This window comes from Terribacillus sp. FSL K6-0262 (genome assembly GCF_037977385.1).
Taxonomy (GTDB): Bacteria; Bacillota; Bacilli; order Bacillales; family Amphibacillaceae; genus Terribacillus.
In genome coordinates this window covers 958,077-982,478 of the sequence record NZ_CP150277.1, presented here as the reverse complement: position 1 = coordinate 982,478, position 24,402 = coordinate 958,077, and the positions used below count along the sequence as shown (strand labels likewise).

Genomic DNA, 24,402 nt, shown 5'->3' with positions numbered 1-24,402 from the left:
CGCATCGTTTTTTTATTTTGTCAATTCGACATCCGCTACATAATAGGAGGCATCATCCAGCAGCTCCTTATACATCTCGATATAGATTTGATTGATTTCCTGCCCGTTCTTATCGATGATGTTGCGCCAATCCTGCCGGACTTGCCCTTTATTGGTGTAAGAGGTCTTCTTGGAATAGAGTCGATGTGCATCCGGAATTGTTTCCTTTACATAATCGGAAATGCTTCGCTCCAGACTATGCCGGACAACTGCTTCCTTACCTGCAGTATATGCGTATCGAAATTGCATCGTGGTGTTCGTCCTCCTAGTATGAATCTGATGAATGGAACATGTGTTCTTATTCATTATAAAAGAAGGGCGGCGGATTGACTAGTGAAAATTGGAAAAATGACTGTGCTTGTTTGTGACAGGTCATTGAACTGTGCAGGCCGAAAATTACCGGAAATGAAAGCGCGCCCTTTGCATCGGAACTGGATATATAGTACACTTAGTTTGTAAGGAAAGTAAAGAATGTAAGGAATACTTGAAAGAAGGGCGAAATCATGGAATTAGCAAAGCTTAGTTCAAAAGGGCAGATCACCGTTCCAAAACACATCCGGGATGTCCTGAACGTCAAGGAAGGAGAACATGTAGCATTCGTCGAAGAAGGCGGAATCGTGTTCATGGCGAAGGCGGATCTTGATTCGATCCACGATCTGCAGGAAATACTAAGTGATAGTAAGTTCAAGGAAGTCGTCCGCAAAGCAAAACAATTGTAATAGGAGGTATCTGATATGAATATCCGTGAATCAGATTTGCCGGGTATCGGGAGAAAGTTCGAACTTATGACGGAAAATGACGATAAAGTTGTCGTGATCATCCATGATGATGGCCGTCGGGAAGTTTATCATTACGATGATGAGGATTTGGATGAAAGCATCTCCGGTGTGACATTCACCGACTCCGAGGCAAGACAGCTCGCTTCCATCATCGGCGGCATGACCTATAAGCCGAAAGCGGTGGAAACGATTGAAGTCGCTTTTGATGACCTTGTGGTCGAATGGTTCAGGCTCGGACCGAATGCACCGATCATCGGAAAGACAATCGGTGAAATCGGTATACGCCAGAACTATAATATCAACATCATCGGGATCATTCGCAAAGATCGATCCAAACAGTTGAATCCTGGTGTCGATTCGATATTCAAAAGCGGTGACACCATCGTCATTTCAGGCGAGCGCGCAGATATCAAACGTGCCAGCAGTGAATTATTCTTGAAAGAAAGGGGATAGGCTATGGACCATTTAGTCTTCGAAGTAGGAACTGCGCTTGTCTTGGTCGCAATCGCAGCCATCCTTGCCAACAAGTTAAACTTCTCCATCATCCCGTTCCTCATCATCATCGGGATGCTGGTCGGACCGCATGCACCCAGTTTTGGCATCATCAATCTCCAGTTTGTCCACAGTGAGGATATCATCGCCTTCCTCGGACGGATAGGTGTCCTGTTCCTTCTGTTCTATCTGGGGCTTGAATTCTCCATCGGGAAACTGATCAAATCAGGTAAAAACATCGTTTTAGGCGGCAGTATCTATATCGGTATCAACTTTGCACTCGGATTCCTGTATCCTTTTGTACTGGGCTTTCCGATCAAGGAGACATTGATCATCGCAGGGATCATCACGATAAGCTCCAGTGCCATTGTCGCGAAGGTGCTTGTCGATTTGCGTCGCACCGGCAATACGGAAACAGAACTGATTCTGGGTATCATAATGTTTGAGGACATTTTCCTTGCTGTCTATTTATCCACGGTATCAGGTTTGGTTTTAGGAGACTCCAATTCCTTGGGAGGAACGATCCTATCCATTCTGATTGCACTCGGTTATATGCTGCTGTTCTTCGTCATCGCACGAAAAGCGGCACCTCTTATAAGCAAGCTTCTACGCATCTCCTCTAATGAGGTATTTATCATCGTCATTTTTGCAGCACTATTCTTTATTGCCGGCTTCTCGGAAACCATCCACGTTGCCGAAGCAATCGGCGCCCTCTTACTCGGACTTGTATTCTCTGAGACCGATCAAGGTGAACGAATCGAGCATATGGTCGTTCCATTCCGTGATTTCTTCGGGGCCATCTTCTTCTTCAGCTTCGGACTGAGCATCGATCCAACGACACTCGGTGACGCTGTCTGGCTTGCACTTGGAGCTGTTGCCATCACGATCATCGGTAACTTCGTCGCTGGTATGATTGCCGGGCGCCGGGCAGGCCTGTCACATAAAGCATCGACGAATATCGGTCTGACCATCGTCTCCCGGGGTGAGTTCTCCATCATCATGGCCAATCTAGGAATGGCCGGCGGACTCATGGGCGTACTGCAGCCGTTCTCTGCTTTGTACGTGCTCATCCTGGCGATCCTAGGTCCATTGTTGACAAAGGAATCCAAGCATATCTTCCATTTCCTTAACAAGATATTCAAATGGCAGGAAGCCAAACCCAAAAAAGCCCGTCAATCCTGAACATCAAGGAAGGTGCACAGCCGTGTACCTTCCTTTTTCGTTCCAATAAATTTACAAGTAAATAGCTTGCGGCATGACCGGTATGGCGGGTAACATAAAAGGAACACTTATCCAAAATTTTCTGTCGAATCCATTTTGAAGGGAATGCTCGTATGACCAAACTATCAATCTATCATCCTGCAGTGGCTCGGATCATAGAGAATATCAATAAAGTGATCATCGGGAAAGAAGAGCCGGTTGTGCTTAGCCTGACAGCGTTGCTTGCCGGCGGTCATGTCCTATTGGAGGATGTCCCTGGTGTCGGCAAGACGATGCTGGTCCGCTCTCTTGCCCGTTCTGTCGATTGTGATTTCAAACGTATCCAGTTCACGCCGGATCTCTTGCCATCTGATGTGACGGGGGTTTCGATTTATAACCCGAAAACGCTGGAGTTCGAATTCCGTCCCGGGCCCATCCTGGGGAATATCGTGCTTGCCGATGAGATCAATCGTACGTCTCCCAAGACGCAATCTGCTTTGCTGGAGGCCATGGAGGAGAAGAATGTCACGGTGGAGGGCAATGCCCTGCCGCTGGCTGATCCATTCTTTGTCATGGCGACCCAGAATCCAGTCGACTATGAAGGCACTTATCCGCTGCCGGAAGCACAGTTGGATCGCTTCCTCCTGAAAATCCGGATGGGATATCCGAATGCCCAGGAAGAAATGCAGATGCTGGATGCTGTCGGAACCAAGCACCCAATAAGCGCCGTGGAATCCGTCATGACAAAAGCTGATCTGATAAGCATGCAGGAGGCAGCGGCAAATGTGTATGTCGATCCGCAGATACAGCAGTATATTGTGGATTTGGCACAAATATCGCGCAGGCATCCCGATGTTTATGTAGGGCTTAGCCCCCGCGGGTCCATTGCAATGATGCGGGCAGCCAAAGCGTATGCATTCATCCATGACCGCGACTATTGCATTCCTGATGACGTACAGACATTGGCTCCATTCGTGCTTGGCCATCGGATTTTGCTGCGTTCGGAAGCGCGTTACGATGGCTTGACGCCAGAGATGCTTGTCCAGCGGCTGATCGAGGCAGTGGATGTACCAGTGGAGAAGGAATCCGTACATGAAAGATAAGCTGCGCTTTGCCTTTAAGCTGGTGAGCATTTTTTTGCTGGCCATCATCCTGTTTTGTTACAGCATGTTTCAAGGTGGCTTTGTCAGCTGGTTCTTGTTTTATGCTTACGTACCTATTTTGTTATATGTGCTGCTTGTGCTGGCATACCCCCTTGACGGCTGGAGGGTGGAAAGGTCGTTCTCCAAGTACTATGTCAAAAGCGGCGGGGAAGTGACTGTCGAAATCACACTGTCTCGAGGTTTGCCATTTCCGCTTGTGTATTTACAAATTGAAGATTTATTTGACAAGACTTTGCTGAAAATGAGCAGACCGGATGGAACATTGCGGGCTGCTGAATCGAGGCAGCTAAAGCAGCATATCCTGTTTCCGGGCTTCCGCAGACATCTGCGTATCCAATATGTCCTGGACAGGCTCCCTCGGGGGGAGCACAGCTTCCATCAGATTCGTCTGCGTACTGGTGATCCATTTCAGCTGATCGAAAAAGAAGCGGTATTCGATATCAGTCAGCAGCTTCATGTCTATCCAGCTGAAAGGGAGATGACAGTCGGCAATCCGAATAGTGTGTTTGAGGAAGGGGCGGCTATTGCGTATGCACCGCGTTCGAAGCAGACGAGCGTCGTTTCTGGAATCCGGGAGTACACGCCGGGAGACCGATTCAGCTGGATCGACTGGAAAGCATCAGCAAGGAAGCAGGATATGATGACGAAGGAATTCGAGCAGGAAAAGAGCGCGGACGTGCTTGTCGCATTGGACAGAAGAGTGGATCGGCAGGCCGAAGATCTCTTTGAATATGCAGTTGTCATTGCCTTTTCTGTCTATCGGAAGCTGAAAAAAAGAAATGAACAAGTCGGCTTCATGAGCCTCGGCCATGACGCTAAATGGCTGCCGGCAACAATGGGCAGCGCCCAGCTGCAGCGCGTGCAGCACTATTTGACTACCGTGAGCCGGGAGGTGGGGCGGCCGCATCTCCATGCATTGGCGGCAGAGCTGTCAAAGCAGCCGAAGGGCTCGACTGTTTACTATGTGACAACCGATCTGGATAGCAGGGATCTGCCATTGCTGCGCAAGCTAAGACAAACCGGCTATGTATTGACGGTTTTATACATCTGCTCTCATGCGGAACTTGGAACAAAGGAGAAAAACCTTTTGCAGGGAGTCCGCCAGCTTGGTCATCAGATGGATATCCATCCCGTACAAAAAACTGCCCGAACGGAGGTGCAGCGTAATGCGTAAGAGAGCCCGGCCGATGCTATGGATCCGCTATGTGATATATGTATGCGGGTTCCTCTTGTTCTGGGAATGGCTCCGGCCATTGGATGAGATCAGCGATACAGGCAATTTGCCGATCTTCATCCTTTTCACTGCGAGCTGTTTCATACTGTCGGCTATCAGGATGCCCTGGTGGCTACGTTTCGTGCTGAAGCTTGCCGCTTTGATGATCGTCCTGCAAGTATCCGTGATGGAAGAAAACCTGATTGCGGGAGGCTGGCTATCGTTCATCCGGACAGAACTCCCTGCAAATCTGCAATTGCTGTTTACTGGCGAATTTGCATCGCTTACGCCGTTTTTCAGGACCTTGCTGTTTTTGATCCTGCTATGGCTGATGAGCTATCTGCTTTATTACTGGTTCATCGTTGCCAACCGTATTTTCTTCTTCATCATCATGACATTCCTTTATATCGGGATACTGGATACTTTCACACCATACGATGGCAGCGAAGCCGTCGTCCGTGTCTTTCTGATCAGCTTTTTTGCGATGGGTATCTCTGCGTTTGCGAGGCTTTATCAGGGAGGGGAAAAGAAACAGTTTCCAAAGCAATTGCTGCTGTGGACCGTCCCGCTCCTGGTCATACTTGCAGTTTCGGCAGCAGTTGGATATGCAGCGCCGAAACTGCCGCCGCAATGGGCAGATCCAGTTCCATTCATCCAGACCATGTCAAATAGCAACGAGGAAAAGGAAGGGGAAGGCGGTATCAAAAAAGTCGGGTACGGGGAGGATGATTCCCGACTGGGCGGTCCATTCGAACAAGATAACACAATCGCGTTCTGGGCATCGACAGAAGCCAGTGGTTATTGGAGAGTGGATAGTAAAGATGTGTATACAGGAAAAGGCTGGGAACGTTCAAGGGAAGCGGAACCAGAAAATTTCCAGAGCGGGGAACCGGTCGGCATCGATCTTTACACCGGGAATGTAGCGACAGAGGCTCGGGAAGCCGTCATTCTTCCGAGCCCCAATCAAGTGCTGGACAGGCTTGTGTATCCTTACGGCGTGCAGACATTCTTCAGCGACCCGGTTGCTGCTGCGGTGGATCCCGATTTCGGTGTCGTGGAGACGTTCAATCGGGCTCAATATCCAGAGGAAAATTACACAATAGCATTCGAGGAACCGCAATATAATCTCGAGGACCTGCGCAATGATTCCGGGATGGATGATGCGAATACCCATTACCGCTATACCCAGCTGCCTGAAAATCTGCCGGAGCGCGTACGTGATTTGGCAGATGAAATCACTGCTGCCGGCGATACACGTTATGATAAGGCAAAAGCTGTCGAGCAATATTTCAACCAGAATGGCTTCCAATACCGGACGCAGGATATCCCGGTCCCGGAAGAGGATCAGGATTATGTCGATCAGTTCCTATTCGAAAGCAAAATCGGATATTGCGATAACTTCTCATCTGCGATGGTCGTCCTCCTGCGGGCTGCGGATATCCCCGCCCGCTGGGTGAAAGGCTTTACCGAGGGACAGGCTGCGTCCAATCCGAATTTCACCACTCCTGATGGCATGACAACCTATATGGTCACAAATGCCAATGCTCATTCCTGGGTGGAAGTATATTTCCCGGATACAGGCTGGGTTCCGTTTGAGCCGACACAAGGGTTCACTAACCCTGCGGAATTCGTCAGTGAGGAAGAGACTGCAAGTGAAACGCCGGAAACAGAACCAGAAACGCCTGAACAGGAGGATCCAGAGCCGGCTCCAGAACAGCCGGAGGAGCAGGAAGAAGCGCCTGTGCAGGATAATCAGACGGCGGCTTCCTCTGATTTTCATCCGCTGTATTGGATCATTCCGTCCATCGTGGTGCTGCTTTTGGCAATTATCCTATATCTGACTCGTTATAGATGGCTGACTGCCTATTACGTACGGAAATATCGAAAGGAGCAGTCCGAGGAAACATTCGGAAAGGCTTATCGTTATTTGCTGCGCCTGCTGTCGCATAAAGGTTTCAGCCGTCCTTCAAGTCAAACGCTGAGAGAATATGCACAGATCATCGATAAAGAGTTCGGCAATAAGCATATGTCCGAGCTGACCGCCGAATATGAACGAATATTATATCGGAACGAAAAAAGTGCCCAGGCGTGGATAAACGCTGTCGAATTGTGGGAAAATTTAATTAAACAAGCGACATCTTGACCCATTTTAGGCACATTGATAGAATAAGAGGCAATAAGCACCTTCAGATAGACGCGGCAAGCTGCTGCCGACATCCATTGAAGGCTTGAGCCGACTACGTTACTTTGCTGGATTCCGCCTTGAAACACGGCGCGGATTCAGCTTCTGTTTTTTTCATGACGTGATAAAGGTAAAATGTGGTGCTTGCACCCGACCTGCTTATATCTAGAGAACAAAGAAGGAGTGGACAGACTTTGGATATCGATACAGATATGATATTGGTACTGGACTTTGGCAGCCAGTACAATCAATTGATCACAAGAAGGATCCGGGAGTTCGGTGTATACAGCGAACTGCATTCCCACAAGCTGACAGCAGATGAGATCCGTAAGATGAACCCGAAAGGAATCATCCTTTCCGGCGGACCGCATAGTGTATATGATGAAAACAGCTTCCGCTGTGATGAAGAAATCTTCGAACTTGGCATCCCGGTATTGGGAATCTGTTACGGTATGCAGCTGATGACACAGCATTTCGGCGGAAATGTCCAGCGTGCTGACAGCCGGGAATACGGCCGCGCGGAAATCACGCTGACAAACCCTTCCGTCATCTACAAAGACTCACCGGAAAAACAGCTTGTTTGGATGAGTCATGGCGATAAAGTATTGGACCCAGCACCAGGCTTCAGCGTAGATGCAACAAGCCCGTCCACCCCAGTTGCGGCAATCAGCAATAAAGAGCGCAATCTTTACGGTGTGCAGTACCATCCTGAAGTACGTCATTCCGAGTACGGCAATCATTTGCTCAAGCAGTTCGTTTTTGACGTCTGTCATGCAAAAGCGGATTGGACAATGGAAAACTTCATCGAGATGGAGACCGAAAAAATCCGTCAGCAAGTCGGTGACCGCAATGTACTATGTGCATTGAGCGGCGGAGTGGACTCCTCTGTAGTAGCTGCCCTTATCCATAAAGCAATCGGCGATCAGCTGACTTGTATCTTCGTCGATCACGGTTTGCTGCGTAAAAATGAAGGTGCAATGGTCGAGAAAACTTTCCGTGATGAATTCAAAATCAACCTGATTGCCGTGCATGCACAGGATCGTTTCCTAAGTAAGCTGGAAGGTGTTTCCGATCCGGAGCAAAAACGGAAAATCATCGGTAATGAATTCATCTATGTATTTGATGATGAAGCTTCCAAGCTTGAAAACATGGACTTCCTTGCACAAGGCACGCTTTATACGGATATCGTGGAGAGCGGGACGGAAACGGCACAGACGATCAAATCCCACCACAATGTGGGCGGACTGCCTGAAGACATGCAGTTTGAATTGATCGAGCCGCTGAAAACATTGTTCAAGGATGAAGTACGTGAGCTTGGAACACAGCTTGGCTTGCCGGATGCAATCGTGCATCGCCAGCCTTTCCCGGGACCAGGTCTGGCAATCCGTGTAATCGGTGAAATCACGGAAGAGAAGCTTGAAATTGTACGTGAATCCGATGCTATCCTGCAAGAGGAAATCGCAAAAGCTGGTCTTGATCGAGACATTTGGCAGTACTTCACTGTACTTCCAGGCTTCAAGAGCGTCGGCGTGATGGGCGATGCCCGTACGTATGACTACACGCTTGGCATCCGTGCCGTAACTTCCATCGACGGTATGACATCCGACTGGGCACGTATCCCTTGGGATGTGTTGGAACGTATTTCTGTACGTTTCGTCAACGAAGTGAATCATGTGAACCGCGTCGTGTATGACATTACAAGCAAGCCGCCTGCGACTATTGAGTGGGAATAAAAAGCCCAAATAATATATACTGAAATCAAAGCCTATTTTACAGAGTTCTTTTTAAAGGAGAATCTATAAAATAGGCTTGTTTTTTTATGAAGGGGGAGTGCAAGTGCCAAAGCTATATGCAATGAGTGACATTCATGGATGTTACGAAGCAATGATGGATACGCTGCATTTAGTTGATTTGGATGCCGGTGAGGAAAATAAATTGATACTTTTGGGAGATTATGTTGATGGCGGTGCAGACAGCTGCCAGGTGCTTTACCATATCAAACATTTGGAGGAAAAGTATCCAAAACAAGTTATCACATTATTGGGCAACCATGAAAAAATGTTCATTGACTGGTATACAACACTGGACGATAAGTCAAAATGGCTTGCACACGATTTTAACTTATTTACGATCAAAAGCTTCTTTTCCGGAGAACAGTTTGAAATGATGGAAAAACAGCCAGTGATGACAAAAGGCTCTTACTATGAAATAAGTCACTATATGGTACAAATGCTAAAAGAGAAGCATGGAGAGCTGTTGAATTGGCTCTCTGAAAAAAATAGACGGCTTCCGTATTACGAAACCGAAAATCAAATATATGTTCATGCTGGTATCTGTGAGGAAGAAGATTGGAAGCAAGCAACGAGGACGAATGAATTCTTTTGGAAATATCCTGCAGAAACAGGTATTTTCATGAAAGATATCATTGCAGGTCATGTATCGACTGCAGAGGTTGCGGATGACAAAAGTTATCTGGGAAGAGTTTTTTGGGATAAATCGAGTCATTTTTATATAGATGGGGAAACCGTGAAAAGTAACATCATTCCTTTATTAAAGTATGATGCTAATAAAAAATCATACTCTGGCTACGAAAAGAAGAAAGATGGTTCTTGGCTGGAGTACCCGATCGTGAAGAGATGATTCATAGAAGTACGTAAGCAAAATTGCTTGCTATTCAGTATATCAATTCCTTGAATACATATTGAAATTATCCCAATATACCAAGAGGCCATGCCATCAATCAGATGGCATGGCCTCTTTTTGTGTAAGCATATGGTGTTTTTCGGATTGCTGGCTCTCGATGAGCTGATGGATGGACAGCAGCTCATACAAGTAGATGCTTTCAATCGGGAAGTATCCGTGCTCAGGATTTTTCGGCATGTCTATGCTCCAGAACAGCTTGAACAATTCCCGGAACTGCCTTCCGTCTGTCGGACTGCCATCTTTCGTCCAATGCTGCAGATTCAGCTGGACAGCTTCTGCAGCTTCGATGAAACGATGGCGCTGATTCGGACTCCAATGCAGCGGTTTGCCGCTTCGGCCAGCATGGATCAGATTCCAAAGATGATAATGGATAAGCTTCAATTTCTCAGCGAAAGCGGACTCTTCATCCAACAGTGCTTTCGCTTTCGAGTTCGGAAAATGATAACGCATTTCCCGCTCCTGCTGCTCTATGTACTGCTCCAGCAGTAGTCGTTCCTCGGTCAGTCGGCGAAAGGATCCTGTCAGGCTTTGAATCGGCTGGTCCACTCCAGTTTGCTTGATTCTCGAATCCACGAATGCTTGTAACAGCTGATTGGTATGTGTGATGACCACGTCCAGCTGTGAACGTGATTTCTTTAAGTAGTCAGGCGGAAAGATGAGCATATTCACGAGTGTGGAAATGATGATTCCGATGATGCTCCCGCCCAGACGGGACCAGAAATCAGCCCAAAGGCTCGTATGCTCCACATCGATCATGGCCACTGCTGTAATCGTTGCAACAATCAAGCCCGCATGCAGCTTCAGTTTATAGCAGACCAAAATCGTCAAAAAAGCCGCTGCCGTGTAGGTCAGCGGAGAAGCACCGAATAAATGGATCGAAAGGACGGAGAAACCTGCTCCGACCATACTGGCTGGCAGACGTATCAGACCTTTTTGGATAGAGGCATGGATCGTCGGCTCAATCGTTACGATGGCCGCGATGACTGCAAATGCCGGTGTTATGTTAAATACTTCACAAACTAGTGCTGTAAAAAACACAGCAATCCCCGTCTTCAGGACACGGCTGCCGATAAAAGATTTCTTCACTTTACGTCAACACCTTTGATGTAGCATGTTTACATTATAAAGTGGATAAACCAGGTAATCAATGGTTTAATCTGGAATAACCTAGTTCCCGAATCATGATTTCCATGATGACTGTATAACCGCTGCATCTTCAGGGTAAAAGAAGAAAACACTTGGAGCGGAAATACAGGGGGTAGCCATGATTATCAATTTGATGAAACAGCATAAAGTGGAATTTAAACGGATTTACGGTGCTTCCAGTACAATAGCCAATATTGTCCGATTTGATTCCCGTCATGTGAACAAGAATGATGTTTTCATTTGTGTAAAGGGAGAAAATCATGATGGGCATGCCTTTATCGAGGATGCCATTGCAAAGGGTGCTTCCATCATCGTCGGCACAGATGAAGATTTGCTGAAATCCTATTATCGCGAGCATGAGGATTGTACATTCCTTGCAGTGGAGGATGCCAGGCTGGCGATGGCGCAGATGGCAGTCCTATTATCAGGGGAAGCTTGGAAGAAACTTGTGACCATCGCTGTCACTGGCACCAATGGGAAGACGACCGTAGCCGCATACGTCCGTTCGCTGCTGAATCAGCTCCAGTTTGCGACCACTTCCATTGGCACATGCGGCATATTTACATCAAAGGAAAGACTGGAGTTTTCCAAAAGCACACCCACCACGCCGGAATCCGCGGATTTGCATGCCCTTTTCAGACAGCTGAAATCAGTCGGGGAAAAGGCCGTTGTCATGGAGGCGACATCGATTGCCTTGGAGCAGAAACGTACTGCAGCGATGACATTCGATGTGGCCATTCATACAAATCTATCGCCTGAGCATTTGGAATTCCATAAAACGATGGATAAATATAAGCGTGCAAAGCTGATGCTTTTCCAGCAGGCAGCTTGTGCAATCGTGAACCTCGATGATGAGATGTCACGCGATATCCTGGATATGTTTGAGGGGAAGATATTGACCTATAGCCTCGACAGGCACAGCGGAGCTGATTTAATGGCACGGAACCTGCGGACGGACAGGCATGGCACACAATTCGATCTTCATGCTGATGGGGAATGCTATGCGGTTCACGCACCGATTTATGGGAAGTATAATGTTGCCAATCTGCTTGCGGCTGTCGGGACGGCAATCCAGCTCGGATTCGATTTGCAGGCGATTGTGGATGTTTTAGCTGCAATCGAAAGTCCAGAAGGGCGTTTTGAGGTGATGGAGCAGTACGGTAATAGAAAGATCATTCTCGATTATGCCCATACACCGGCGGCATTGGATCAGCTATTGGACGCCGTGAACACGATTCCGCATCGTCGTTTGATCGTCATGATCTTGGGGGTCGGCATTCGTGATTTCGGGAAAATGCCTAAAATGGCACAGACAGTCGAGGGACGGGCAGATGAAATTGTCGTGTCCGTGGATCACCCCGGGTTTCATGATCCCGACACCATCATTGCTGCAGTCTGCAAAGGGTTTTCCGATGAAGTGAATAATGTGTCGACAGCACGGACGAGAACGGAAGGTATCCGTCTTGCACTCGATCTCAGTCAAGAAGGTGACATGGTCCTGCTTACAGGCGGCCAGATCAATGGTGCCCAATTTGTCAGAGGGGAAGCGGTGCCGCATTCCGATCATGCTGTCATTCAATCCTATTTCGAAGAACACAATGCAGAAAAAGTGCGATCCACCATCAGCTGAATGAAATGGAAACGATTTCTAACACTATTATTAGGTTCATTTTCCGAAAAAACATTGACGAAGCGTGCAAAATGCTTTTATAGTGAAAGAGTATTGATACTATATATTTTTCGTCTTCGTATAATTTTGGGAATATGGCCCATAAGTTTCTACCAGGTTACCGTCATTAACCTGACTACGCTGACATTTCAATCTGGGTTACATACGCAGATGTGGTGTAGATAGGAAACGCTTCTTGCTTCAGGCAGAAGTGTTTTTTATTTGAAAGCTTATCCTGCCCAATCGAAGAAACAGGAGGAGTAACAAGTTATGAAACGTTTTTTCCGTTTTGACGAATTGAACACATCTTACCGCACCGAGATAATCGCCGGTATTACGACATTCTTGTCGATGGCGTACATCCTGTTCGTCAATCCGAATGTGCTGACTCTCCAGGGAGTGCCCGACAGCGCAATAAATGGCGGCCGTATGGATGCCGGCGCAATTTTCACTGCCACAGCAATCGCTTCTGCAATCGGGACCCTGATCATGGGTGTCTTTGCAAAATTGCCGATAGCGCTTGCCCCTGGCATGGGATTGAATGCATTCTTTGCCTTCACAGTTGTACTTACTTACGGAATTCCATGGCAAACTGCATTGGCAGGCGTATTTGCTTCCGGTGTGATTTTCATGATTCTTTCCCTTTCTGGTTTGCGTGAGCTTTTGATCAACGCCATTCCGCCGACTTTGAAATTGGCAGTAGGGGCCGGTATCGGACTCTTCATCGCTTTCATCGGCTTGAAAAACGCTAATCTCGTAGTGATGAGCGAGGATACGGTCGTGGCCCTTGGGGATATCCACAGCGGTCCGGCCCTGCTGGCCATCTTTGGTATCTTTGTTACGGCAATTCTTTTGGTGATAGGATTCCGTGCCGCAATCTTCATCGGAATGATCATTACAGCGGTAGCTGGTATGATTGTCGGCTTGATTGATCCTCCGACAGCAGTCGGGGATGTCGTCGGAAGTGTGCCGAGTCTTGCACCAACATTCGGGGCTGCCTTTGCGCACTTTGGTGATATCTTCACCATCCAAATGCTGACTGTCATCTTGACATTCCTATTCGTCGATTTCTTTGACACAGCAGGCACATTGGTTGCTGTTGCTACGAAGGCCGGCTTGATGAAGGATGGTAAATTGCCCAATCCCGGACAGGCATTGCTTGCCGATTCTGGTGCGACAGTTGCGGGTGCCGTTTTAGGTACTTCCAATACTACCGCGTATGTCGAATCGACAACTGGTGTCGGTGCAGGCGGAAGATCAGGCTTCACAGCAGTTGTCACTGCGATTTGCTTCCTTTTGGCATTATTCTTCAGCCCGCTGCTGTCCATCATCACCAATGAAGTGACGGCACCGGCCTTGATTGTCGTCGGCGTACTGATGTGCTCTTCCTTGAAGGATATCGAGTGGGATAAAATTGAATTCGCTGTCCCAGCTTTCTTCACGATTCTCATGATGCCGCTGACTGGCAGCATCGCTACCGGTATTGCGATTGGATTCATCTTCTACCCGCTTACTTTGCTTGTCAAAGGGCGCGTGAAGGAAGTCCACCCAGTCATGTGGTTCCTGTTCGTCGTATTCCTGCTATACTTCATCTTTTTGGCTTGACTGGAAGCCGCTCCGATCGGGGCGGCTTTTTATATGGGCGAAAAATACAGTTTTATGGTCGGATTTTACCTTTGTGCGTTGATTGCGGCGCTGTCGGGTATAATTGTATTATACTTACGAGTGACCATGATCGTCTGTCAAGCGGGCGAGGAGGAGGAATTTACATGAGTAATCGTTCAGTGAAGCTGGCTTGGTTCAGCTTACTGGCTTATATTGCAACAATCGCCGTCAATTATCTGTCCAATGCCTTGCCTCTTGGCGGAAAGACTACGCAGCAATTATCCGACCAGCTGGACGTATTGTTCCAGCCGGCAGGCTATGCATTCAGTATTTGGAGTGTCATCTATTTATTCGTCCTGATTTGGGTGATACGTTTATTTCTGCGATCCACACGGGAAACGGAATGGTATGCAAAAGCTGCAGGGACATTCATTGCCAGCTGTATCTTTAATATTGCTTGGATATTCTGCTTCCATTATGAGCTCTTCAGTCTCTCCATCATCCCGATGGCAGCGCTGCTCATCTCTTTGGGAATCCTGTACCAAACAATATCGACTTCATCCGATCGCCGGAAATTCGATTTGTTTCCGTTCTCCATCTATATCGGCTGGGTTTCCGTCGCTACCATGTTGAATGTCGGTATTCTATTTGTGTCTCTTGGGGTGGATAATGTAGGAGGCTGGCTTTTATCAGGTGAAGTTTGGACAATCATTTTGCTTCTTGCAGGTGCAATCCTGGCAATTGGCGTTATGCATATATTCCGTGATAGTATTTATCCGCTCGTATTCGTCTGGGCGTATTTTGCAATCGCTGCTGCCAGGGCGGATAAATTCCCGGCCATCACAGCAGTGGCCGGTATCATGGCAGTGATCATCCTGATTGCGATACCGATTCATTTGATCAGGAGGAGAAAACGCAAGCAGTACGGCTATTGATACTGCAAAAGCAGCAATTTTTACGAGCAAGAAGGAGGAATCTAGTTGCTGGAGATACCAATCGTCATGGTATTGATCATCTTTGTCGTCAATATTGTTTATGTGAGCCTCAATACCTTGCGGGTCATCCTGACATTAAAAGGGAGACGCTATATTGCGGCCTTCGTCAGTGTTTTTGAGATTACGATCTATACGATTGGTCTCGGGCTGGTCCTGGATAATTTGGATCAAATTCAGAACCTGATCGCCTATGCACTTGGCTTTGGGATCGGTGTCGTCCTCGGTTCAAAAATAGAGGAAAAGCTGGCACTTGGCTATATCACCGTCAATGTCATATCTTCTGATCCAAGCATCGATTTTACGAGAAAACTCCGTGAGAAGGGCTATGGCGTCACAAGCTGGTTCGCCTATGGAATGGATGGGGACCGCCTTGCGATGCAGATCCTGACCCCGCGTAAATATGAATTGAAGCTATACGAAGATATAAAGGGAATCGATCCGAAGGCCTTTATCATTGCCTATGAGCCGCGGCAGATTTTTGGCGGTTTCTGGGTGAAAAGCGTAAAAAGGGAGCGTATCCGCAATGCCAAAAGAAAAGAAGCCGGCAAAGAAACGTTTTGAGCTCGGTGAGAATGAGACGATCGATGCTTGTCTTGCACGTATCAAAGCAGAGGGTTATCTGCCAGTCCGGAAAGTGGAAGAGCCCATCTTCCGGGAAACGGTCGAGAACGGCAGTAAAAGGATAGAGCCGGTCGGAAAGAAAGTAAGCTTTGACACAAAATTACTAAAAACCGAACATTAAATATAACAAAATAATCATCGTTCGATTTTTTCATTGACGATGTGTGTCAGAATTGTTATCATAAACATGCATGAAAGACACGGCTAGTTTTGACATCATAGCACGTAGCTGTGCTTATAGATCGTACCTCATATATTTCCGGAAATATGGTCCGGAAGTCTCTACCTGCTACCGTAAATAGCGGACTATGAGGGAAGATGGACTGCATGATTATGAGCCTACGACACCTGTATGCCTATTCGTCTTCTCTCATTTAGCGGGAGGGTGAATAGGCTTTTTTTACGGAAAAAAATAGGAAAGAGGGATAAGATGGCGGAGATTGGAATCATCATGGGCAGCATCTCTGATTGGGAAACGATGGAGCATGCGTGCAAGCTGCTGGAAGAGCTGGATATCCCTTATGAAAAAGAAGTGATCTCAGCTCACCGGACACCGGAGGATATGTTTGAATATGCATCAAGTGCCAGGGATAGAGGATTGAAGGTGATCATTGCCGGTGCAGGCGGTGCAGCTCATTTGCCCGGAATGGTTGCCAGCAAGACGACATTGCCCGTGATCGGTGTCCCGGTACAGACAAAGGCACTGGACGGGATGGATTCCTTATTATCAATCGTCCAGATGCCAGGGGGTGTTCCGGTGGCTACGGTGGCAATCGGGAAAGCCGGCGCCAAAAATGCCGGTATCCTGGCAGCGCAAATGCTTGGCATCCATGACAGAGCGATTGCCGAGCGCCTGACAGCTTATCAGCAAGGGATGAAAGAACAAGTGGCAGAAATGAGGGATCAGCTTGCGACCAAATAATATCATCACCATCGGCATACTTGGCGGCGGTCAGCTTGGCCGTATGATGGCAACAGCAGCCAAGCATATGGGATACCGCATTATCGTCCTTGATCCAACGCCTGATTGTCCGGCTGCGCAAGTGGCGGACTTGCATATCGAAGCGGCCTATGATGATCGGGACGCTATCCGAAAATTGGAAAGCTTAAGCGATGTCGTCACCTATGAATTCGAGAATGTCGATCTGGGAGCTGCGAAGCTTTTGGAGGAAGTCGGGAAACTCCCGCAGGGCTCGCTTCTTCTGGAAATCAGCGGAGATCGTGCGAATGAAAAGAACCTGATGAAAGAACTGGATCTTCCGGTGGCGCCTTTTGCAATCGTAACGGACGAAAAGGAATTGTTGGCAAGCATCAGGGAGATCGGTTTCCCAGCTGTCGTAAAAACCTGCCGCGGCGGATATGACGGCAAGGGACAGCTAAAACTGAATACGAAGGAAGACTTGAAAGAAGCTGCGGAATTCGTCCGGCAGAACGGCCGCTGTATCATGGAAGCCTGGCTCACCTTCGATAAGGAAATATCGATTGTCCTGACGAGGGGGGAAGATGGGCAAATAACCTATTTCCCGGTAGCGGAAAATGAACATCGGGATCATATTCTATATCGGACCATTGCTCCGGCTGCTGTCGCGGACGAAGTGGCGGAGCAAGCACGCATCGCTGCCGGTAAGCTGGCTGAAGCCGCCGGTGTTGTCGGGACCTTCACCGTCGAGATGTTTGTATCAGGCAATGAACTGTATATGAATGAGGTGGCGCCAAGACCGCATAATTCGGGGCATTATACGATTGAAGCTTGTACGGTTTCGCAATTCGAGCAGCATATCCGCGCCATCTGCGGGCTGCCTCTTTTGCCGGTCCATTTTATCGGGGCTGCCGTTATGATAAATTTATTAGGAGAAGCGCTGGACCAGTATTGGGGGCATCCTGACAGACCGCTTGCCCACATTCATGATTATGGCAAGCAGGAAGCCAAGCCGAAACGGAAAATGGGACATTTTACGATGGTTGGAACGTCAAGGAAATCCTTACTGGATGAAACCGACGCCTTTACACGATCACTAGGAGGAAACAATGCATGATTGAACGTTATACAAGAGAAGAAATGGGCAAAATCTGGACGGATGAAAATAAATATCAGGCATGGCTTGAAGTCGAAATCCTGGCATGTGAAGCATGGAGTGATTTAGGTGTCATTCCCGAATCCGATGTGAAGGCATTGCGTGAAAACGCGTCCTTCGATATCAACCGCATTCTGGAGATTGAAAAAGAAACACGTCACGATGTGGTGGCCTTCACGCGTGCAGTATCCGAGACATTGGGCGAAGAACGCAAATGGGTGCATTACGGCCTGACTTCCACCGATGTAGTGGATACAGCTTTATCTTATCTCTTGCTGCAAGCGAACAAAATCATCCGCAAAGGTATCGTCGATTTCATCGATATCCTGGAAGCAAAAGCAAAGGAGCATAAGCATACCGTCATGATGGGCCGCACACATGGTGTCCACGCCGAACCGACAACTTTCGGTTTGAAAATGGCGCTATGGTATGAAGAGATGAAACGGAACCTGGAGCGTTTCGATGCTGCTGCCGAAACAATCCAGTATGGAAAGCTTTCCGGCGCGGTTGGTACATATGCAAACATCGATCCATATGTAGAGAAATATGTGACGAAAAAGCTAGGCTTAAAGCCGGCACCGGTATCCACACAAACATTGCAGCGTGACCGCCACGCCCAATATATGAGCACATTGGCGCTGATTGCAACCAGCATCGAGAAATTCGCGACAGAAATCCGCGGACTCCAAAAAACAGAAACACGCGAAGTGGAAGAATTCTTTGCAAAAGGTCAAAAAGGTTCCTCTGCGATGCCGCATAAACGTAATCCGATCGGATCCGAAAACATGGTCGGTATGTCGCGTTTGATCCGCGGCCATATGATCACCGCTTACGAAAACGTGGCACTTTGGCATGAACGCGATATTTCCCATTCATCTGCCGAGCGCGTCATCTTGCCAGATGCGACAATCGCGCTGGATTATATGCTCCATCGTTTCTCGAATATCGTGAAGAACCTGACTGTCTTCCCGGAAAACATGAAGCGTAATATCGACCGCACATATGGCGTCATTTTCTCTCAGCGTGTATTGCTTGCGCTGATCGACAAAGGCATGAGCCGTGAGCAAGCATACGATATCGTCCAGCCGAAGGCCATGGAAGCCTGGGAAACAGAAACACAGTTCAAGCAGCTTATCGAAGCAGAAACAGAAATCTCGGCATTCCTGAGCCAGGAAGAAATCGATGACTGCTTCGACTATACGTATCACTTGAAAAACGTGGATCAGATTTTCCATAAAATCGGACTAGAATAATACTTTGACAAACGGGGTGGAGAACGTGAAAGGTAAATTGCTGTACGAAGGAAAAGCCAAGCAAGTATTTCAATCAGCAGAAAAAGAGCAGGAGCTCGTGCTGTCTTATAAAAATGATGCAACAGCATTCAATGGCAAGAAGAAAGCAAGCTTCGAAGGAAAAGGCCGCTACAACAATCTTATCTCGACCCATATTTTCGAATACTTGCAGGAGCAGGGCATTTCCTCGCATTTCATCAAGCCGCTCAGCGAGACTGAACAGCTGGTGAAGAAGACGACGATCGTACCGCTCGAAGTGGTCGTTCGGAATGTTGCAGCAGGCAGCATTACGAGAAGACTCGGTATTCCGGAGAAGACCGTTTTCCAGCCCGTTTTGACAGAGCTTTACTATAAGGATGACAGTTTGGATGATCCGATCATCAATGATGCGCATGCATTGCTGCTGACGGATCTGAATGAAGAGGAGCTCGCTTTCATCAAGCAAGCGGCTTTGGAGGTCAACCAGCATCTGCAGGCATTCTTTGACAGAGTCGGTCTGCAGCTGGTCGATTTCAAGCTGGAATTCGGCCGTGACCAAGATGGCTCCATCCTCCTTTCCGATGAAATCTCCCCGGATACATGCCGGCTTTGGGATAAGGAGAATGGCGGCAAGATGGACAAGGATGTGTTCCGGGAAGACCTGGGTGACTTGATCGACGTATATGATGCAATCTTAAATCGACTGGAGGCAGCAAAATGAAAAAGGTAAAAATCTTCATCACGCTGAAAGAAGGGGTCCTCGACCCGCAAGGTAAGGCTGTACAGGAAGCATTGCGGGCAAATGGATTCCCGGATGTGGCGGACACACGAGTCGGCAAATACATCGAAATGACGCTGCCGGATGAAGCTGATGTGGCATTGGAAGTACAGCGGATGTGCGATAAGCTGCTTGCCAATCCTGTCATGGAAGAATACAGCTATACAGTCGAGGAGGGTATACGCTCGTGAAATTTGCTGTCATCGTTTTTCCGGGTTCCAACTGTGACCGTGATATGTATCATGCTGTCCGTGATGGCTTGGGAGAAGAAGTCGATCTTGTATGGTATGAATCTGCCAATCTGGCAGACTATGATGCCATTTTGCTTCCGGGAGGATTCAGCTATGGTGACTACCTGCGTTCCGGCGCAATCGCGTCTGTATCCGATGTTCTGAACCAAATCAAACAAAAGGCAGAAGCGGGCACTCCTGTCCTTGGTGTGTGCAATGGCTTCCAGATCCTATTGGAAACAGGCTTGCTGCCAGGTGCAATGCTGCGCAACGAGAAGCTGAAATTCATGTGCCATTATGAAACGCTTGTTGTGGAAAGGGATGATACGATTTTCACAACCGGCTATGAAAAAGGGCAGGAAATTCAAATTCCGATTGCTCACGGAGAAGGGAATTATTATTGCGACGATGCGACATTGGAAGAGTTGAAGCAAAATAATCAGATTGTTTTCACTTACAAGAACAATCCGAACGGTTCCCGGGCCGATATTGCCGGAATCGTCAATAAAGCAGGCAATGTGCTGGGCATGATGCCGCATCCTGAACGGGCGGTCGAGGATTTGCTCGGCTCGAGCGATGGGCTGGCGATGTTCCGATCCGTACTACATCACTGGAGGGAAATGTATGTTACAACAAGCTGAAATCAGTCCGGAAAAAATCGAACAGGACCGTCTGTATCGGGATATGGGTCTGACGGATGAAGAATTCCAATCCGTCAAAAACATCCTCGGCAGGCTTCCGAATTTCACGGAAACAGGCATTTTCTCCGTCATGTGGTCGGAGCATTGCAGCTACAAGACATCCAAGCCATTATTGCGCAAGTTCCCGACGAAGGGGCCGCATGTGCTGCAGGGACCTGGTGAAGGTGCCGGAATCGTCGATATCGGCGATGACAAAGCAGTCGTATTCAAAGTGGAAAGTCATAACCACCCATCGGCTGTCGAGCCTTATCAAGGTGCAGCCACAGGGGTCGGCGGCATCATCCGTGATGTCTTCTCCATGGGTGCCCGTCCGATCGCTTTATTGAATTCCTTGCGCTTTGGCAACTTGACGACGCCGCGCGTGAAATATTTGCTGGAAGAAGTGGTTCACGGCATCGCCGGTTACGGTAACTGTGTCGGCGTACCGACTGTCGGAGGCGAAATCCAATTCGATGATAGTTACGAAGGCAACCCGCTAGTCAATGCCATGTGTGTCGGTTTGATCGACCAGAAGGACATCCAAAAAGGTATCGCTGCCGGTGTCGGCAATACGGTTATCTACGCTGGTGCACCAACTGGCCGTGATGGTATCCACGGTGCGACATTTGCATCGGAAGACCTTAGCGAAGAATCCGAATCGAAGCGCCCTTCTGTACAGGTCGGCGATCCATTCATGGAAAAGCTTCTCATCGAAGCATGCCTGGAAGTGATTCAGCATGAGGCGCTTGTCGGTATCCAGGACATGGGTGCGGCTGGTTTGACATCAAGTGCAAGTGAAATGGCAAGTAAAGCGGGCATGGGAATGGAAATGAACCTTGACCTCGTGCCGCAGCGTGAACAGCATATGACGCCTTATGAACTGATGCTGTCAGAGTCTCAGGAGCGTATGCTGCTTGTCGTGAAGAAAGGCCAGGAGCAGGGCATCATCGATGTATTCGAAAAATACGGACTGCAGGCTGTCGCAGTCGGAACCGTGACGGATGATAAACGTTTCCGTCTCCTGCATCACGGGGAGGTGGCAGCAGATATCCCGGTCGACAGCTTGGCTGAGGATGCACCGGTATATTACAAGGACTCCAAAGTCCCGGATTATTATACAGAATTCCAGACAATCGACTACAAGCCCGCTGTGGAAGATCATGCTGCTGCATTGAAACAGCTTTTGCAGCAGCCGACAATCGCCAGCAAGGAATGGGTTTATGACCAATATGATTCCATGGTTGGCGCTAGCACAGTAGTGGCGCCTGGAAGTGACGCGGCTATCGTTCGTGTGCGCGGGACAGAGAAAGCAATTGCGATGACAACGGATTGCAACTCCCGTTATATCTATTTGGATCCCGAAACAGGCGGCAAGATTGCCGTGGCGGAAGCAGCCCGCAATATCGTCAGCTCTGGTGCCAAGCCGCTTGCGCTGACAGATGGCTTGAACTTCGGCAACCCGGATAAACCAGAGAATTTCTGGCAAATGGAGAAGAGCGTCGATGGTATGAGTGCGGCATGCCTGGCATTGGAAACACCAGTTATCAGCGGAAACGTGTCCCTTTACAATGAGTCCAACCAGCAGGCGATCTTCCCGACACCGGTTGTCGGGATGGTCGGATTGGTCGAGAACCTGGCGCATGTGACGACAAGCCAATTCAAGCAAGCTGGCGATGCCATTTATCTATTGGGCGAAACAAAAGCGGAATTCGGCGGCAGTGAGCTGCAGAATGTCCTGGAAGGTCGCTACTTTGGCAAGGCACCTGTAATCGATCTTGATGTGGAAGCCGGCAATCAGCAGGCAGTATTAACCAGCATCCAACAAGGATTGGTTGCGTCTGCCCATGACCTTGCAGAAGGCGGCCTCGGTGTGGCGCTGGCGGAAAGCTTGTTCGGTACAGGGCTTGGAGCTGATGTGACAATCGGCGGCGATGCAACTGCAGCGCTCTTCAGCGAGTCGCAATCCCGCTTCCTTTTGACGGTTTCTCCGGAAAATCAGGCAGCCTTCGAACAGGCAGTGCCAAGTGCGAAGCAGATCGGCGCGGTGACAGAAGAAGCAGGGCTTGTCATCAAGCATGACGGACAGACCATCATCTCAGAAACTGTACCGACACTAGAAGCACTTTGGAAAGGAGCTATCCCATGCTTGCTGAAATCAAAGGCTTGAATGAGGAATGCGGCGTCTTTGCGATTTGGGGACATGAAAAAGCGGCAGAAGTGACGTACTATGGCCTTCACGCCCTGCAGCACCGCGGGCAGGAGGGAGCTGGCATCGTCACGACCGACAGGGAAAATCTTCATTTGCACAAAGGGATCGGTCTGATCAATGAAGTGTTTTCTGAAGGCCAATTCAACAAGCTGAACGGCAATGCGGCCATCGGTCATGTCCGGTATGCTACAGCAGGGGGCGGCGGCTATGAGAACGTACAGCCATTGCTGTTCCGTTCCCAAAAGGACAGCCTGGCCATCGCCCATAACGGAAATCTCGTCAATGCATACGGACTGAAGCAGCAGCTGGAAGCACAGGGCAGCATCCTGCAAACATCATCTGATACAGAGGTGATTGCCCATCTGATCAAACGCAGCGGACAGATAGAATTGGAAGATGCGATCAAATCGGCGCTTAGCATGGTCAAAGGTGCATACAGCCTGACGATCCTTACCGAAACACAGCTGTTTGTTGCTGTCGATCCCAAGGGATTGCGACCATTGTCGCTTGGACGCCTTGGTGATGCTTGGGTCGTTTCCTCTGAAACATGTGCCTTCGATGTGACAGGAGCTGAATATGTGCGCGAAGTGGAGCCTGGTGAGTTGATTACGATCAGCGATGCGGGTCTTCATACACAGCGTTTTTCTTCCATGCTGGAACGGTCGCTTTGTTCGATGGAATATGTATACTTCTCCCGTCCCGATTCCAATTTGAACGGACAGAATGTCCATGCATCCCGTAAGAAAATGGGGAAAGTCCTGGCGCAGGAAGCACCGATCGATGCCGATGTCGTGACCGGTGTGCCGGATTCCAGTATTTCGGCTGCTATCGGATTCTCGGAAGCAACCGGCATTCCTTATGAGCTTGGTTTGATCAAAAATCGCTATGTAGGCCGCACCTTCATCCAGCCTTCACAGGAGCTGCGTGAGCAGGGTGTGAAAATGAAGCTGTCAGCGGTCCGCGGGATCGTCGAAGGCAAACGCGTTGTCATGGTCGATGATTCCATCGTACGCGGCACCACAAGCAAACGGATTGTCAGGATGCTGAAGGAAGCCGGGGCGACGGAAGTGCATGTGCGTATCGCATCCCCGCCGATTCAGAATCCTTGTTTCTACGGAATCGATACGTCCACGACCTCTGAGCTGATTGCTGCCAATCACAGCATCGAGGAAATGCGTGAGCTGATTGAAGCAGATTCCCTGTCTTTCCTGACGGTTGAAGGTCTGGAGGATTGCATCGTCGGAGATAACGACAAGATGACCCATGGTATTTGCAAAGCATGCTTTACAGGAAACTATCCAACCGAAATCTATCCGGATACAGTACTTCCGGCGTACAAATGTTAGGAGGGC

Annotated in this window: 23 protein-coding genes and 2 riboswitches; of the genes, 21 read left to right on the top strand and 2 right to left on the bottom strand. The window is 48.6% G+C overall.

Annotated features, from left to right (window positions below; translation table 11 throughout):
* Window positions 1–12 precede the first annotated feature (12 nt).
* Window positions 13–288, bottom strand: coding sequence for a hypothetical protein (locus tag MHI54_RS04970; protein WP_095215040.1), 276 nt, complete (start codon window positions 286–288; stop codon window positions 13–15).
* 254 nt (window positions 289–542) lie between these two features.
* Between MHI54_RS04970 and MHI54_RS04965 the strand changes: the two genes are divergently transcribed.
* The 8 genes from MHI54_RS04965 (at window position 543) to MHI54_RS04930 (ending at window position 9,708) form a co-directional block, all read left to right on the top strand.
* Window positions 543–758 carry an AbrB/MazE/SpoVT family DNA-binding domain-containing protein gene (locus MHI54_RS04965; RefSeq protein ID WP_095215039.1) on the top strand — a complete coding sequence of 72 codons (216 nt, stop codon included), beginning with the start codon at window positions 543–545 and terminating at the stop codon, window positions 756–758.
* A 15-nt stretch (window positions 759–773) separates the two neighbouring features.
* Complete coding sequence (locus MHI54_RS04960; protein ID WP_095215038.1) at window positions 774–1,271, top strand: cation:proton antiporter regulatory subunit; 498 nt, start codon at window positions 774–776, stop codon at window positions 1,269–1,271.
* 3 nt (window positions 1,272–1,274) lie between these two features.
* Entirely contained in the window at window positions 1,275–2,492 is a 1,218-nt protein-coding gene (locus MHI54_RS04955) for a cation:proton antiporter (protein WP_095215037.1), read from the top strand.
* Between the two features lie 152 nt (window positions 2,493–2,644).
* Complete coding sequence (locus MHI54_RS04950) at window positions 2,645–3,613, top strand: MoxR family ATPase (RefSeq protein ID WP_095215036.1); 969 nt, start codon at window positions 2,645–2,647, stop codon at window positions 3,611–3,613.
* Complete coding sequence (locus MHI54_RS04945) at window positions 3,603–4,847, top strand: DUF58 domain-containing protein (protein WP_340082496.1); 1,245 nt, start codon at window positions 3,603–3,605, stop codon at window positions 4,845–4,847. The genes MHI54_RS04950 and MHI54_RS04945 overlap by 11 nt, the downstream gene beginning before the upstream one ends.
* Entirely contained in the window at window positions 4,840–7,029 is a 2,190-nt protein-coding gene (locus MHI54_RS04940; protein WP_340082494.1) for a DUF4129 domain-containing transglutaminase family protein, read from the top strand. The genes MHI54_RS04945 and MHI54_RS04940 overlap by 8 nt, the downstream gene beginning before the upstream one ends.
* A gap of 251 nt (window positions 7,030–7,280) precedes the next feature.
* Entirely contained in the window at window positions 7,281–8,801 is a 1,521-nt protein-coding gene (guaA, locus tag MHI54_RS04935) for a glutamine-hydrolyzing GMP synthase (protein ID WP_095215146.1), read from the top strand.
* Window positions 8,802–8,877: 76 nt separating this feature from the next.
* Window positions 8,878–9,708, top strand: coding sequence for a metallophosphoesterase (locus tag MHI54_RS04930; protein ID WP_340082492.1), 831 nt, complete (start codon window positions 8,878–8,880; stop codon window positions 9,706–9,708).
* A gap of 96 nt (window positions 9,709–9,804) precedes the next feature.
* Here the strand turns inward: MHI54_RS04930 and MHI54_RS04925 are convergent, their stop codons facing one another.
* Window positions 9,805–10,857 (bottom strand): aromatic acid exporter family protein, encoded by a 1,053-nt coding sequence (locus MHI54_RS04925; RefSeq protein WP_340082490.1) that lies wholly within the window; start codon window positions 10,855–10,857, stop codon window positions 9,805–9,807.
* 178 nt (window positions 10,858–11,035) lie between these two features.
* Here MHI54_RS04925 and MHI54_RS04920 point away from each other — a divergent pair, with 178 nt between their 5' ends.
* The 13 genes from MHI54_RS04920 to purF all read left to right on the top strand — a co-directional run bounded on the left by MHI54_RS04920 (window position 11,036) and on the right by purF (window position 24,396).
* The gene (locus MHI54_RS04920; protein WP_340082487.1) at window positions 11,036–12,547 is read left to right on the top strand and encodes a UDP-N-acetylmuramoyl-L-alanyl-D-glutamate--2,6-diaminopimelate ligase; all 1,512 of its coding nucleotides are present in this window, start codon (window positions 11,036–11,038) and stop codon (window positions 12,545–12,547) included.
* A gap of 96 nt (window positions 12,548–12,643) precedes the next feature.
* Window positions 12,644–12,745, top strand: a riboswitch (purine riboswitch).
* A gap of 111 nt (window positions 12,746–12,856) precedes the next feature.
* Window positions 12,857–14,191 carry an NCS2 family permease gene (locus MHI54_RS04915; RefSeq protein ID WP_095215030.1) on the top strand — a complete coding sequence of 445 codons (1,335 nt, stop codon included), beginning with the start codon at window positions 12,857–12,859 and terminating at the stop codon, window positions 14,189–14,191.
* A gap of 164 nt (window positions 14,192–14,355) precedes the next feature.
* Entirely contained in the window at window positions 14,356–15,126 is a 771-nt protein-coding gene (locus tag MHI54_RS04910; protein ID WP_340082484.1) for a tryptophan-rich sensory protein, read from the top strand.
* Window positions 15,127–15,171: 45 nt separating this feature from the next.
* Window positions 15,172–15,747, top strand: a complete 576-nt coding sequence (locus tag MHI54_RS04905) for a DUF2179 domain-containing protein (protein ID WP_340082482.1) — start codon at window positions 15,172–15,174, stop codon at window positions 15,745–15,747.
* Complete coding sequence (locus MHI54_RS04900) at window positions 15,710–15,928, top strand: NETI motif-containing protein (RefSeq protein WP_095215027.1); 219 nt, start codon at window positions 15,710–15,712, stop codon at window positions 15,926–15,928. Before MHI54_RS04905 ends, MHI54_RS04900 begins: the two co-directional genes overlap by 38 nt.
* Before the next feature lie 108 nt (window positions 15,929–16,036).
* Window positions 16,037–16,136: riboswitch (purine riboswitch) on the top strand.
* Between the two features lie 101 nt (window positions 16,137–16,237).
* A complete protein-coding gene (purE, locus tag MHI54_RS04895) occupies window positions 16,238–16,729 on the top strand; it encodes a 5-(carboxyamino)imidazole ribonucleotide mutase (protein WP_340082480.1) in 492 nt (163 codons plus the stop codon).
* A complete protein-coding gene (gene purK / locus MHI54_RS04890; RefSeq protein WP_340082478.1) occupies window positions 16,716–17,843 on the top strand; it encodes a 5-(carboxyamino)imidazole ribonucleotide synthase in 1,128 nt (375 codons plus the stop codon). Before purE ends, purK begins: the two co-directional genes overlap by 14 nt.
* A complete protein-coding gene (gene purB / locus MHI54_RS04885; protein ID WP_340082475.1) occupies window positions 17,840–19,135 on the top strand; it encodes an adenylosuccinate lyase in 1,296 nt (431 codons plus the stop codon). Before purK ends, purB begins: the two co-directional genes overlap by 4 nt.
* Before the next feature lie 25 nt (window positions 19,136–19,160).
* The gene (purC, locus tag MHI54_RS04880; RefSeq protein ID WP_095215023.1) at window positions 19,161–19,874 is read left to right on the top strand and encodes a phosphoribosylaminoimidazolesuccinocarboxamide synthase; all 714 of its coding nucleotides are present in this window, start codon (window positions 19,161–19,163) and stop codon (window positions 19,872–19,874) included.
* Complete coding sequence (gene purS / locus MHI54_RS04875; RefSeq protein WP_340082473.1) at window positions 19,871–20,122, top strand: phosphoribosylformylglycinamidine synthase subunit PurS; 252 nt, start codon at window positions 19,871–19,873, stop codon at window positions 20,120–20,122. Before purC ends, purS begins: the two co-directional genes overlap by 4 nt.
* A complete protein-coding gene (gene purQ, locus MHI54_RS04870) occupies window positions 20,119–20,802 on the top strand; it encodes a phosphoribosylformylglycinamidine synthase subunit PurQ (RefSeq protein ID WP_095215021.1) in 684 nt (227 codons plus the stop codon). The genes purS and purQ overlap by 4 nt, the downstream gene beginning before the upstream one ends.
* Window positions 20,786–23,008, top strand: a complete 2,223-nt coding sequence (gene purL, locus MHI54_RS04865) for a phosphoribosylformylglycinamidine synthase subunit PurL (RefSeq protein ID WP_340082471.1) — start codon at window positions 20,786–20,788, stop codon at window positions 23,006–23,008. Before purQ ends, purL begins: the two co-directional genes overlap by 17 nt.
* Entirely contained in the window at window positions 22,984–24,396 is a 1,413-nt protein-coding gene (purF, locus tag MHI54_RS04860) for an amidophosphoribosyltransferase (RefSeq protein WP_095215019.1), read from the top strand. The genes purL and purF overlap by 25 nt, the downstream gene beginning before the upstream one ends.
* The last annotated feature ends 6 nt before the right edge of the window (window positions 24,397–24,402 follow it).